Origin of the sequence: Rothia sp. P5764 (assembly GCF_048512965.1) — a bacterium.
Classification (GTDB): Bacteria; Actinomycetota; Actinomycetes; order Actinomycetales; family Micrococcaceae; genus Rothia.
In genome coordinates, this window is record NZ_JBLXXQ010000001.1 from 13572 (window position 1) to 26040 (window position 12469).

Consider the following 12469-nt stretch of genomic DNA (forward strand, 5'->3'; position numbering starts at 1 on the left):
GCCTGTCACAAGTCATATTTTTAGAGCGCGCCGGAGGCAGGAACCTGACCAATAGTAACATCACTTATTATCAGCAGGCTAGCTTTCCTCCTGTACTAATACACCGCCTAGCCAGAAGGCTAAGGCCCCCTATTTTCCGCCCTTCAAGGGGCAACAGCGCAGCTTCTGAGGGAAACACCTGCCAGAAAAAATCGAAAAAATACCATAAAAAGCCACACCACAGGGCCACCCAAAAACTACAAATCCCACATAAAATGAAGACAAGGTATCATTCCCAACAGGAAGGCAAAACTTTTATGTCTCGCCCCATCATTGATCCCACGTCCACCTCCGCCTGGAGTCAACTCGCTGCTCACAAGGACTCAACCCAGGCTGATTTGCGAACCTGGTTCCAGGTAGACCCCGCCCGTGCAGAGAAGCTCAGCTACACCGCGGGCGATCTTTATGTTGATCTTTCGAAGAACCTGATCACCGAGGAAACCCTGACCCTCCTCACCGAGCTTGCTCAGCAGGTTGGTCTTGAAGAACGCCGCGATGCCATGTTCGCCGGTGAGCACATCAACGTCACCGAAGACCGCGCAGTTCTTCACACCGCCCTGCGCCGCCCCAGGGGCGCTAACCCCTCACTGGTTGTTGACGGGCAGGACATCGACACCGATGTCCACGAGGTTCTCGCCAAGGTCTACGACTTTGCTGACCGCGTGCGCTCCGGCGAATGGGTAGGTATTACCGGTAAGGCTATTGAGACCGTTGTTAACATCGGTATCGGCGGCTCAGACCTAGGCCCCGTCATGGTCTACGAGGCGCTGAAGCCCTACGCTCAGCCTGGTCTTGAAGCCCGCTTTATCTCCAATATCGACCCCACCGATGCCGCAGAGACTGTTAAAGACCTCGACCCGGAGACCACCCTCTTCATCGTTGCCTCTAAGACTTTTGGCACCCTTGAGACTCTCACCAACGCACGTGTCTGCCGCCAATGGTTGTTGAACTCGCTGCGCCAAGCAGGTGCTTTAGAAGGTAAGGAAGAGAAGGAGGCTGTTGCCGCTCACTTCGTCGCTGTTTCAACCGCCCTAGATAAGGTCGCAGCCTTCGGCATTGACCCCGAAAATGCTTTCGGTTTCTGGAACTGGGTCGGTGGCCGCTACTCCGTGGACTCAGCTATCGGTACGGCCCTTGCTATTGTTCTGGGTCCGGATACTTTCGAGCAGTTCCTGGCAGGCTTCCACGCTATGGACGAGCACTTCCGTACCGCTCCCCTAGCCAAGAACGTTCCTGCCCTCATGGGTCTACTAAACATCTGGAACGTTAACTTCTTGGGTGCTGAGACCCACGCGGTTCTGCCCTACGACCAGTACTTGCACCGTTTCCCGGCCTACCTGCAGCAGCTCACCATGGAGTCCAACGGCAAGTCTGTGCGTGCTGATGGGTCCCCCGTTACTACCGCTACCGGTGAGGTTTTCTGGGGTGAGCCTGGCACCAACGGCCAGCACGCCTTCTACCAGCTGATTCATCAGGGAACCCGCCTGATCCCGGCTGACTTCATTGCTTTTGCTAACCCGGTTCACCCCACCCGCGACGGTGAGCAGGACGTCCATGAGCTCTTCCTGGCAAACTTCTTTGCTCAGACCAAGGCTCTGGCTTTTGGCAAGACCGCCGATGAGGTCCGGGCTGAGGGCACCGCAGAAGAAATTGTCTCTGCACGTGTGTTCTCGGGGAACCGCCCCACCACCTCCATTATGGCCTCACAGCTGACCCCCTCCGTCTTGGGCCAGCTGATTGCACTCTATGAACACATCACCTTTGTTCAGGGTATTGTCTGGGGCATCGACTCCTTCGACCAATGGGGTGTGGAGCTGGGCAAGCAACTTGCCCTTGAACTAGCTCCGGCGGTAGGCGGTGACCGCGCGGTTCTGGCCCAGCAGGACTCCTCAACCCGCTCGCTCATTGACTTCTACCTGAACAAGCGAGCTCAGGCCTAAGCTAAGGGGGAGGCAAGGAAGCAAAGCAGGCGGTAAGGGGCACACATTCCTCTTCTTAGCTGAAGAAGGAAGTAGCCCTTACCGGCTGGCTTCTCGACGATCAGAAAAACTACCGGTGACAGCCCGGCATTCTGCACTGGTGCCGGTAGTTTCCTCTACTACCCAAGCGCTTAGGTCAAGACCGGTTTTCCGGTAGGAGAAGACCAGAGCTAAAAATGTTCTCAGCGATTTCACGGGAGTATCAATGAATACACAGCCTGCCACGGTGGCCCAGCCTGGCACCAGCATGTCCGATGCCATCAGCCGCTGGAAAAAACACCTCTTCGTCTTTAGCGGAAGCGCCAGCCGCTCTGAGTTCTGGAAGGTTATCCTCTGGTGGCCACTTGCCTGGGCCCTGGTGAGTTTTTCTACCCTGATCTTCTGGGTTTATACCATCACCCAGGCCAGCTACCCAGCGAACTACCGCCCCGATAGTATCTGGCAGGTGCATGAATTTCGTGTTTGGCTTGGACTGGTGGCTATCTTTGCTAGTTTCTGGATCCTTTTCACGGTGCTCAACGCCGGGCTTGGCTCTCGCCGCCTGCGTGATGTAGGTATGCCCGGTTGGCTCTTCTGGGCTTGTTTCATTCCTCCCGGGCTAGCTGTCGTCCTTATTTTCTGTGCCCTACCTCCCCATCAATCTTCAGCTAGCTCTTCTCCTCCGGCATGAGCCAGACAGCCCCCACTCTTTAGGCCCCAGGCTGAGTAAGCGTCTCTAGGGTGAGCACAATGCACCCTTCCAGGATCTGTGCCATCAGGTCCAGGGCCAGGGTCGGGGCAGTCTTGCCCTCTAGCCCTCCGGCTTCGGCGCAGGGGGAGCTTGATTGGCCCTTGGCCTTGAGCAGGTCTGAATCGCTCAGCGGGATGTGGATAAAACCGGCGGGTATGAACCCGCCGGTTTTGTGCATTAACTCGTAGAAGACATGGTTGCAAACAAAGGTTCCAGCGGAATAGGACAGCTCAAGGGGCAGGCCATCGGCAGTCAGCCGCTCGAAAATAGCCCGTGTGGGCAGGGTAGAAAAATAGGCGGTGGGGCCATCCAGCTGAATTGGCGTGTCAGTGCGCTGGTCCCCAGCGTTATCGGGTATCCGGGCAGAGTCCATGTTAATAGCTACCCTCTCTAGACTGACCTTATCCCGCCCCACGGCAACCCCCAGGGCAATAGCTATCTGGGGTTGGACCTCATCGAGAATTTCAGCCAGCGCCCGCGAAGAGGCCGCAAACTCAACGGGTAACTCTCGCACCTGGACACTCAGCCCCGGCGCACTGCCTGCCAGGAGTTGGGCTACACGCTGGGCAACCTGCCCGGTGGGGTTCGAAGGGGTACCGCTAAAGGGGCCAAAGTAAGTGAGCAGAAGTGTGGGCATGGGTGCTTTCCACTTTCCTTAGGTATTCTTAGGGGTATGTCTGAGAACCAGCCTACCCGCCATAGACCTGTAGAAGCGCCCTCACTCGATACCCCAGAGGCTCTTGCTGTGGGTGGCTTTCATGATGATGAGGGCTACGAGGACGAATACCGCGCTCCCGCGAGCGCTGAACAGGTAGGGCCTTTGCGTGCTGTTCGTCTTCTCTACCGACACTACTGGAATAGTCGGGGCGAGGCATCGGCCAGTGAGTTCTGGTGGGCTCTTAGCTACCTGCTGATGGGGACAGTCTTAATTGTGGGACTCGCATCTTGGCTCAACACTCTGATTGAGTCGGACCAGGCCTCGTCCATTGCTCGAACACTCTTTATGTTTTTGGTGGTACTTATCCCGCTCTGGGTAGCGGCCAATATCGGGCCTGCTATTACGCTGACGGCGCGCAGGCGCAGGGCTGTACAAAATGAGCGAGAGAAGCTCTAAGGCAGCAAGTCTAGCCAGATGCCCGCCCGGTTCTTACCGTGGCGGGCATCTGTGTTCGGGGTGGTCGGGGCTGGTGTGGTTTCCCCTAACCTAGAATCTCGGGCATCTGGAACTCTTGACCGCCCAAATGTTGGTTGAGCCAGGCCACAAAGACGCGGTACCAGAGGCGCGAGTTGCCGGGTTTAAGGATCCAGTGCCCTTCGTCGGGGAAGTAGAGGAACTTGTGCCCCAGCTCAGGCGAGTGGTGTTGCAGATCAGCCCAGAGGTGGTGGGCCTGGCCGATGGGCACCCGGTAGTCCTTATCGCCGTGGATGACCAGCATGGGGGCGGCGATATGGGCGGCCCGGTGGTAGGGGGAAATGACATCTCCTTCGCCGCCTTGGCTCAGTTTCCACTCATTCCAGGCACCGTTATCGGTCAGAAAGTACATGGCCTTATAGTCCCAGATTGAGGCGTGGGTGATGTAGCACTTAAAGCGTTTTTCAGCCCGACCTGCTACCCAGTTAGTCATAAATCCGCCGTAGGACCCGCCGGAGAAGGCTAGGTTGTCGCCCTGGATATCGGGGCGGGCGCTGACCTCTTCTACAACCTGCATAATATCCCTGTAGGGGGTCCCTCCCAGGTCGTCCCCACCCCGATCTAACATGTCTTGGCCGTAGCCGGTGGAGATAGCGGGGTCGGGCATGAGCACAGCGTAGCCTGCTTGGGTAAAGACCCAGGGGTTCCAGCGGTAGCTCCAGGAGTTCCAGGACCCCCAGGGCCCACCGTGGGCGAAGACCAGCAGGGGCAGGGGCTCAGTGCCGCAGTTCTCTGGTAAGGCCAGGAAGCTGGTGAGTTCGGTACCGTCTGCGGCGGTTGAGGTCAGCCGTTCTAGCTTACCGGGCGCCTTCAGCTCTTCAACCGGGCTGGCTATGCGGGTTACGCGACCATTGGTGGTATCAATACGCACGGGGTAGGCCGAATGCTGGTGGCTGTCTTTGAGGGCGACCAGGGCACCATCGTTGTAGGCAAGCGACGAGAAATGCGACCGTCCATCGTCTACCAGGGTTTCGGTTGTCCCCTTCAGGCTCCCCCTATAAATAGCGCTTGCACCCAGGTTATCGCTGCTAAAGACGTAGTTTTCTTCATCCAGCCAGACCAGGTCATCTGCCCAGCGGTCTATGTCGCGGGAAAGCTCGGTCATTGCGCCGGTTGCCAGATTGTAGTGGTTGGCATTGAGCTTGATGGACTGACCGGGCAACCAGCGGCGTACCTGGGTCACGGCTAGGCCGGTGCCTTCAGGAGTGAAGCTACCAGCTATATAGTCATGAGTAGCTGTTGCGGCGGCAATTTCCCGTGGGGCTGTCTGCCCGTCCAGGTCTATCAGCCAGACACTATAGCGCTGGTAGATACCGCCTTCTTTTGTTTCTACAGTAAGGGCTGCTTGGGAACCGCCGGGGCAGACAGTAAAACCTGAGAGCAGGGCCCCCTCCCCCAGCTCATGGATGAGGCGGGGCTCTTCCTGTCCGTCTTGCAGGTAGAGGCTGAGCTTGCCGGTGCCCAAATCGTGGTCCCAGAAGCGGGTGGGGAACTCACTGTAGAGTACCCCGCTGGTTGCGCTCTTTTCTCGTTCATCAAGTGTCTTGGCTTGTTCTTCGAGTGAGCCACGGTGGGCCTTGGCCGTGAAGATGTAGCGAGGGCCCTTCTCCCGCTGGCGGACTTCCAGTTCATTAATGCCGCCGGGAAAACTGAGGACCAGTTCGGGTTCACCCCGTTCTGGCAGGCGGTAGACCCCTTTGAGGCTCTTGGACTCGGCTTGGTCTAGGTCCTTGTCCAGGGTCAGGTAAGGTCTGCCTTCTTCATCGAGTGCGAGCAGGGCCGCCCCGGAGTCCGGCGCGGTCAGCGGGTAGGGCTTTTCCTCCTGGTGAGCGGGTAGAGCCCATAGCCGGGGCCGGTACTTAGCTCCCTCTTTATTCAGGGTCTGCACGGTGAGGACGGGTTCACCCGATCGCGAGGCGGCAAGGCCCACCATACGGGGGGCTTCAATCAGCTGGGATAGGTAGGTTTCGTGGGCGGGCAGAGGGGTGGTCTCTGCGGCCGGAGAGTCTTGTTGCTGCATACTCTCCAATCTACCTAAGGATGACTTTTCCAGGAGATACCTGGCACGTTTTATGACCCAGCCGTGTAAAATTCTATGAGCTGGGGCACAGGGTTGTATTCTTAGGAATGACACTGCCCACAAGCAACAAGGGAGACGCCCTACATGGCAAAGATTATTTACACCCACACCGATGAGGCTCCGCTGCTAGCGACCTACTCCTTCCTGCCTATTCTGGAAGCCTACGCATCAACCGCCGGTGTTGAGGTGGAAACCCGAGACATCTCGCTGGCTGGCCGTATTCTGGCTCAGTTCAGCGATATTCTCCCAGCCGACCAGCAGGTGCCCGATGCCCTCACCGAGCTGGGCCAGCTGGCTAAGACCCCCGAAGCCAACATCATCAAGCTTCCTAACATTTCTGCCTCTCAGCCCCAGCTACTGGCCGCTATTGCCGAGCTACAGGGTAAGGGCTACGCGATTCCCGACTACCCCGAAGAGCTCGTCACCGAAGCCGACCAGGACGTTCGTGCCCGCTATGACCGGGTCAAGGGTTCAGCGGTTAACCCCGTTCTGCGTGAAGGTAACTCTGACCGCCGCGCTCCCCTGTCGGTCAAGAACTATGCCCGCAAGAACCCCCATTCCATGGGTGCCTGGAGCGCTGACTCCAAGACCAATGTGGCAACTATGGGCCAGAACGATTTCTTTAGCAACGAGAAGTCTGTGGTCATGGAGGCCGATGATAACCTCAAGATTCAGCATGTAGCGGCTGATGGCACCGTCACCGTGCTCAAGGAGTCCACCCCTGTACTGGCCGGTGAGATTATTGACGCCACCTACATGGACGTTGCCGCCCTGGACCGCTTCTTAGCTGAGCAGATTGCCCGCGCTAAGGCTGAGGGTGTGCTCTTCTCTGTCCATTTGAAGGCCACCATGATGAAGGTTTCTGACCCCATTCTCTTTGGCCGCGTGGTCCGTGCTTACTTCTCTGAGCTCTTTGACAAGTACGGTGAGCAGCTTGATGCCGCTGGCCTGAACGGTAACAACGGCCTGGCCGCTATCCTTAGCGGTATTGAGACCCTGCCCGCCGAGATTCAGGACGATGTTCGCGCCCTGGTTGAGAAGGGCCTGGCTGAGGGCCCCGAACTGGCCTACGTGAACTCCGATAAGGGCGTCACCAACCTGCATGTGCCCTCCGACGTTATTGTGGATGCTTCCATGCCCGCCATGATCCGCACCTCCGGGCAGATGTGGGGCAAGGCTGGCCAGCAGGCTGATACCCTGGCCGTGTTGCCGGATTCTTCCTACGCAGGTGTCTACCAGACCGTGATCGATGACTGCCGCACCAAGGGTGCCTTTGACCCCACCACCATGGGTACTGTGCCGAACGTTGGTCTGATGGCTCAGAAGGCTGAGGAGTACGGCTCCCACGATAAGACCTTCCAGCTTGCCGCTGACGGCACTGTTCAGGTTCTTAACTCCGCTGGTGAGGTGCTGATGGAGCACCAGGTTTCTGCCGGTGACATCTGGCGAGCCTGCCAGACCAAGGACATCCCCGTTCAGGATTGGGTCAAGCTGGCTGTCACCCGTGCCCGCGATTCTAAGACCCCCGCCGTTTTCTGGCTGGATAAGAACCGCGCCCACGACGCTAACCTGATTGCCAAGGTTCAGAAGTACCTGCCCGAGCACGATACCGAGGGCCTGGATATCCGTATTCTGGCGCCGGCGGAAGCCACCCAGTTCTCCATTGACCGGATCCGCCAGGGCCAGGACACTATCTCTGTGACCGGTAACGTCCTGCGTGACTACCTGACTGACCTCTTCCCCATTCTTGAGCTGGGCACCAGCGCCAAGATGCTCTCCATTGTTCCGCTCATTAATGGTGGTGGCCTCTTTGAGACCGGCGCGGGCGGTTCAGCCCCTAAGCACGTTCAGCAGCTGGTGGAAGAGAACCACCTGCGTTGGGATTCGCTGGGTGAGTTCTTGGCTCTGGCGGCTTCGTTTGAGCACCTTGCCAAGACCAGCGGTAACGCTTCGGCTCAGGTGCTGGCTGACACCTTGGATAAGGCGACCGGTACTTTCTTGAATGAGAATAAGTCGCCGTCGCGTAAGGTGGGCGAGATTGATAATCGTGGCTCGCACTTCTATTTGGCTCAGTTCTGGGCTCAGGAGCTTGCGGCTCAGACTGAGGATGAGGCTCTGGCGGCTAAGTTCGCGCCGGTAGCGGAGGCGCTGGTGGCGAACGAGGAGCAGATTGTGGCTGAGCTGCTTGCAGCGCAGGGCTCCCCCGCCGACCTGGGCGGCTACTACAAGCCCGAGGACGCCAAAGCCTCAGCAGTCATGCGCCCCAGCGCAACGCTGAATGAAGCAATCGCGTCACTTAATAAGTAATAAAGCTGTGGCCGCCCAGGGAAACCTGGGCGGCTCTTACATAACAGTTCAGCTACCTTCAAAAAGAATTCTACAGCCCATATTCAAAAGGAGAAATGTTGTAATTTAAAATAATTTTAACTACTCAAATCCCAAAAAATCTCAGGATACCCAAACGAGGAGAAAATATTGAAAACTATAGCCTTTTTCAACAATAAAGGTGGCGTAGGAAAAACAACATTAGCTTGCAATTTTGCACATTTCCTTGCATCTCACGAAAATAAAAAAATACTTGTAATCGATCTAGACCCACAAGCAAACGCAACCCAATTACTCTTGGATGAAGAGCAATGGTTTGAAATTTACAAAGAACCCAATAAAAGTTCAGACTTAACGGTTCAGAAAGTATTTCAAAACATAAAAAAAGGATTCTCAGAATCTTTTGATGAACTACATAAAGATTTACAGTTTCACAGAAGTGAAAGATTTAATGTAGATGTACTAGCAGGACACCCGTCACTCTCAATGATTGAAGACACACTGTCAACAGCCTGGAACGAAATACAATCCCTGAAACTATCTGGATTCTCCAAAACTAGCTGGCTTAAAAATCTCGTTCGGCATTTAACAAACTATGATTTCATCATTCTTGACGCAGGTCCCAGTTTAGGGGCACTCAACAGAAGCATGTTACTTGGGGTAGACTTTTTTATAACACCTCTTGCACCAGATATGTTCAGCATGTATTCTTTAGAAAATATAGCGACGTGGATGAACTCTTGGGAAAAACAGTATATTAGGTCAATTGATCGATCCATAGAGGATGGCCAATCAACAGAGCAGGACATGATTCCTTTCAAGGATTATGAAAAAGAAAAAGTTAAGTATGTCGGATATACGATTCAAGAATACATTGCTCGAAAAAATAAGGATGGATCAGTAAGAACCACAAAATCCTATGAATATTTTAAAGACAAAATCCCGCAAAAGATAACTGAACTAGCTCGCGTCGAGCCGAATACACTAGACAGCAGCACCTTATATAATTTAGGGACAGTTCCACACATGTTTTCTATGGTGGCTCTAGCACAACAATCACACGCACCTATATCAAATCTACAATCCACAGATGGCCTTAATGGAGCACAGTTCGCCCAAAGAGATAATTATTCAGAGCAGCTAGATAAAATTTTTAATTTGATCAATGCTCGCATGGGGGAGAAGTAAAAATGAATAATCTTTGGCCAGAATCAGTTATTGAAGCATTAGCATATAACAATATTGTATTCGTTATTGGTTCCGGATTTTCAGCTCAAAGCAAAGCCAAGCATCAAACAGAAGACCTATTTATTGCGAATACGCACCCCCCAACCTGGGAAAAGATGCTTCATGAAATCGCACAGATTCTGCCAGAAAAACAGCAAAAACAAGCAGAGATTCTTATTAAAGAGAACTCTCTGCTCCTTGCGGCTGAGTTTATTAACTATGAGTGTCAAAAGCTGTCAAAAACAGGTGATATATATAAAAAAATAAAAAAATTAGTTGATTCACCGAAAAATAAATACCACTTTCAGCCAAATGGATGGCATGAATGTTTAGCAGATCTCTTACCAAGAATCATACTAACTACAAACTATGATAAAATACTTGAGAGAAGATTTCGCGAAGGATTCATTTCCCTAACCCTAGATAGTAATAACATACAGGATTGCATACAAAAGTCAGAGCCAATTATAGTCCATATTCACGGCTCCATTGAAAACAACAGCACAATTGTTCTAAGCCAGAGCGATTATATTTCCAACGAAATAAAAAACCGTGAAAATTTCAATGTCATTGAGTCACTGATGCGAACAAAAATTTTTTTGTTTTTAGGATATTCTCTTTCAGACCCAGATATCCTCCCCCTCCTGCAAAGAACGAAATCATGGGGAAGCGAGAACTCCAGATTCCTCCTAACCCCTGATGATATCGACAGTTACAAAAAGGAGATGTTTATTAATTCATACGGGGTTGGCGTTCTGACTTACAGTGCATCCCCTGATCACAAAAATGGACTAGAAGCACTTAAAGATCTTTGCAATGAGGCTAGGCAAATTCATGGAGATGTTTATTAATTCATACGGGGTTGGCGTTCTGACTTACAGTGCATCCCCTGATCACAAAAATGGACTAGAAGCACTTAAAGATCTTTGCAATGAGGCTAGGCAAATTCATTTCGTTTAGTTTTATTGAAAACTTAAACCAATTTACAAAAGTTCTAAATTAAACAATAACACTATACATAATTTAATTCAGACAAGATAATTGCATAAACTATGCGGGGTGAAAAAATGATTATATACACCTACCTTTATAAGAAAACTATTTTCACTAAATTTAATTTAGCTATCAGAAAATATTAGATTAATAAGTCAATAACTCTGAAAAGCTGGCTTGGGGAGAGGGGTTTCTCCCTCCCTCTCCCCTCCCCCCCCCCCCCCCCTAGCTAGTTATTTACTAGCTTGGCTTTCCCTACGGCTCGGTGATGAGTCATTGTAGGAACAATAATCAAGTGGTCGCTCCGCCAGGTGAACCAGGTAGAAAGAACTTCCCTCGCGCACACCCAGCAAATTATTGCCAGGGTTCCAGAGCAAGGGTAAGGCAGAATCCCCCTGAACTGACTCATCAGTTTTTCTGAGGAAAACGCTCAGCCGCTCAGCATCATGGCTCCAAAAGAGCCTATTTTCCCCACCGATAGATAAGCGCACCCTAGTCCCCCGTAGCTCCGTCATAGATACCCTCTGCCAGGTCATATTCGAAGCGTTAAGCCCCAGTGAGGGCGTAACCCGGTGGCCAGGTGCGTGGATAGTACAGCGCGAAATAGGGATAGACGGCGATTCTTGCTCTTGTGCCTGAACCGGGTCAGAAAAGTCCTCTGGCTTGTTCCTACACAGTGCAGAACGGATAGCTGATGTCCACGAAAAAATACGACCCACTGTGGGCCTCCTTAAAACAAACGCCACTTTCGCTACGCCTTGTGGGTAGCGACCGATTTTCCTTTGAGAGCACCGTCTGCGTCAGGCGGTTGCCAGCCAACAAGTCAAAGGGCTTACCGTTGGGCTTCTGAATCGTGACACCAACTTAACAAAATAAATGGAAGTTCACAAGCTTTATACACTTCACTATCTGACAAAGACCGCTCAGGAAGCGCTAAGGCCCCGCACCCAAGAGGGTGCGGGGCCTTAGCGCGAGCTGTCAGCTCATAAGCCTCTAAGAAACTAGGAGGCCTTGGACAGGGATCCAGCCATCTGCTCGGCTAGCTTGGCCGCGCTGTCAGCATTGCTACTTGAAACAGTAAGAACGCTGAAGCCGGTACCGGTACCAGAAGGCACAACCACAAACACGCCGTGTACGGACACACCGGTAACGTCAAGAGTGTAGCTCAGCTGAGTGCCCTCACCCAGAGGGGTGGAGATCTTCTTGTACTCGCCCGGAGTAGCGTTGATACCCTTAGCCAGTGATTCCATCTCGGCCTGATCAGGCAGGGAAGTAACCAAGACGGGTTCAGCGTTGACGTTCACATTCTCAGCGAAACCATCTTCGTTAGGGGTCACAGAGGTAGCCATCAGATCAAGCTGAGCCATCTGAGACTTAAGCTCCTCGGGGGTGAAGTTAGTTCCCTGGGCGGCCTGATCCAGGTACTCCTGAAGAGCATCGGTGTTGGCAATGGCCTCACTGTCCATCTCCATCCAGCCCTCAGGAACAGCAAAGCTGATCTTGTTGTTAGGTGCTGTTACCTTCTTGAAGCCGTCAGGAATAACTGCCTCTACCTTAGCCTCATCAGCGGCAGCTGAGCTGGTCTCCTCCGCTGCCTGGGACTGCTCAGCTGAGGCGCTAGCTGAGCTAGAAGTCTCCGCTGCTGCGCTCTCTTTTTTATCGGATGAGCCACAACCAGCCAGAAGGGCTAGGGACATCAGCGCGACGGTGGGTACAGCCAGCAGGCGGGTTTTGGGTGATACAGCCATAGATTTTTCTCTTTCTCAAAAAAGGACTGGGCACTACGATTATAGGCTGGTTTGGGCACACCTCGGCGCTTCGGCATGACATAAACCACTAAAAAGGGGATAAAAAAAGCCCTAGCCAAGATTCTGGACACTACGGATAGCCATGGGATCCTGCCA

Annotated in this window: 10 protein-coding genes and 1 riboswitch; of the genes, 6 read left to right on the plus strand and 4 right to left on the minus strand. The window is 53.2% G+C overall.

Going from position 1 to position 12469, the window contains the following annotated elements:
- Nucleotides 1-296: 296 nt before the first annotated feature.
- Both pgi and ACN08Y_RS00060 read left to right on the plus strand, forming a co-directional pair.
- Complete coding sequence (gene pgi / locus ACN08Y_RS00055) at nt 297-1979, plus strand: glucose-6-phosphate isomerase (protein WP_419111510.1); 1683 nt, start codon at nt 297-299, stop codon at nt 1977-1979.
- Between the two features lie 244 nt (nt 1980-2223).
- A complete protein-coding gene (locus ACN08Y_RS00060; RefSeq protein ID WP_419111511.1) occupies nt 2224-2688 on the plus strand; it encodes a DUF805 domain-containing protein in 465 nt (154 codons plus the stop codon).
- A 19-nt stretch (nt 2689-2707) separates the two neighbouring features.
- Here ACN08Y_RS00060 and ACN08Y_RS00065 read toward each other — a convergent pair whose 3' ends face one another.
- Entirely contained in the window at nt 2708-3385 is a 678-nt protein-coding gene (locus ACN08Y_RS00065) for a pyroglutamyl-peptidase I (protein WP_419111512.1), read from the minus strand.
- A gap of 36 nt (nt 3386-3421) precedes the next feature.
- Between ACN08Y_RS00065 and ACN08Y_RS00070 the strand changes: the two genes are divergently transcribed.
- Entirely contained in the window at nt 3422-3862 is a 441-nt protein-coding gene (locus ACN08Y_RS00070; RefSeq protein ID WP_419111513.1) for a hypothetical protein, read from the plus strand.
- Between the two features lie 85 nt (nt 3863-3947).
- Here the strand turns inward: ACN08Y_RS00070 and ACN08Y_RS00075 are convergent, their stop codons facing one another.
- The gene (locus tag ACN08Y_RS00075) at nt 3948-5960 is read right to left on the minus strand and encodes a prolyl oligopeptidase family serine peptidase (protein WP_419111514.1); all 2013 of its coding nucleotides are present in this window, start codon (nt 5958-5960) and stop codon (nt 3948-3950) included.
- Nucleotides 5961-6104: 144 nt separating this feature from the next.
- On the opposite strand from ACN08Y_RS00075, the gene ACN08Y_RS00080 reads away from it, so the two are divergent.
- The 3 genes from ACN08Y_RS00080 (at nt 6105) to ACN08Y_RS00090 (ending at nt 10423) form a co-directional block, all read left to right on the plus strand.
- Nucleotides 6105-8327 (plus strand): NADP-dependent isocitrate dehydrogenase, encoded by a 2223-nt coding sequence (locus ACN08Y_RS00080; protein WP_419111515.1) that lies wholly within the window; start codon nt 6105-6107, stop codon nt 8325-8327.
- A gap of 168 nt (nt 8328-8495) precedes the next feature.
- A complete protein-coding gene (locus ACN08Y_RS00085) occupies nt 8496-9533 on the plus strand; it encodes a ParA family protein (RefSeq protein ID WP_419111516.1) in 1038 nt (345 codons plus the stop codon).
- Between the two features lie 2 nt (nt 9534-9535).
- Complete coding sequence (locus tag ACN08Y_RS00090) at nt 9536-10423, plus strand: SIR2 family protein (RefSeq protein ID WP_419111517.1); 888 nt, start codon at nt 9536-9538, stop codon at nt 10421-10423.
- Nucleotides 10424-10798: 375 nt separating this feature from the next.
- On the opposite strand, the gene ACN08Y_RS00095 is transcribed toward ACN08Y_RS00090, so the two are convergent.
- Entirely contained in the window at nt 10799-11284 is a 486-nt protein-coding gene (locus ACN08Y_RS00095) for a hypothetical protein (protein ID WP_419111518.1), read from the minus strand.
- Between the two features lie 18 nt (nt 11285-11302).
- Nucleotides 11303-11418, minus strand: a riboswitch (SAM riboswitch).
- 148 nt (nt 11419-11566) lie between these two features.
- Entirely contained in the window at nt 11567-12313 is a 747-nt protein-coding gene (locus tag ACN08Y_RS00100; RefSeq protein ID WP_419110717.1) for a hypothetical protein, read from the minus strand.
- Nucleotides 12314-12469 lie beyond the last annotated feature (156 nt).

Coding starts and splice junctions, on each gene's coding strand:
- pgi (WP_419111510.1), top strand. CDS start 297: ATGTCTCGCCCCATCATTGATCCCACGTCCACCTCCGCCTGGAGTCAA.
- ACN08Y_RS00060 (WP_419111511.1), top strand. CDS start 2,224: ATGAATACACAGCCTGCCACGGTGGCCCAGCCTGGCACCAGCATGTCC.
- ACN08Y_RS00065 (WP_419111512.1), bottom strand. CDS start 3,385: ATGCCCACACTTCTGCTCACTTACTTTGGCCCCTTTAGCGGTACCCCT.
- ACN08Y_RS00070 (WP_419111513.1), top strand. CDS start 3,422: ATGTCTGAGAACCAGCCTACCCGCCATAGACCTGTAGAAGCGCCCTCA.
- ACN08Y_RS00075 (WP_419111514.1), bottom strand. CDS start 5,960: ATGCAGCAACAAGACTCTCCGGCCGCAGAGACCACCCCTCTGCCCGCC.
- ACN08Y_RS00080 (WP_419111515.1), top strand. CDS start 6,105: ATGGCAAAGATTATTTACACCCACACCGATGAGGCTCCGCTGCTAGCG.
- ACN08Y_RS00090 (WP_419111517.1), top strand. CDS start 9,536: ATGAATAATCTTTGGCCAGAATCAGTTATTGAAGCATTAGCATATAAC.
- ACN08Y_RS00100 (WP_419110717.1), bottom strand. CDS start 12,313: ATGGCTGTATCACCCAAAACCCGCCTGCTGGCTGTACCCACCGTCGCG.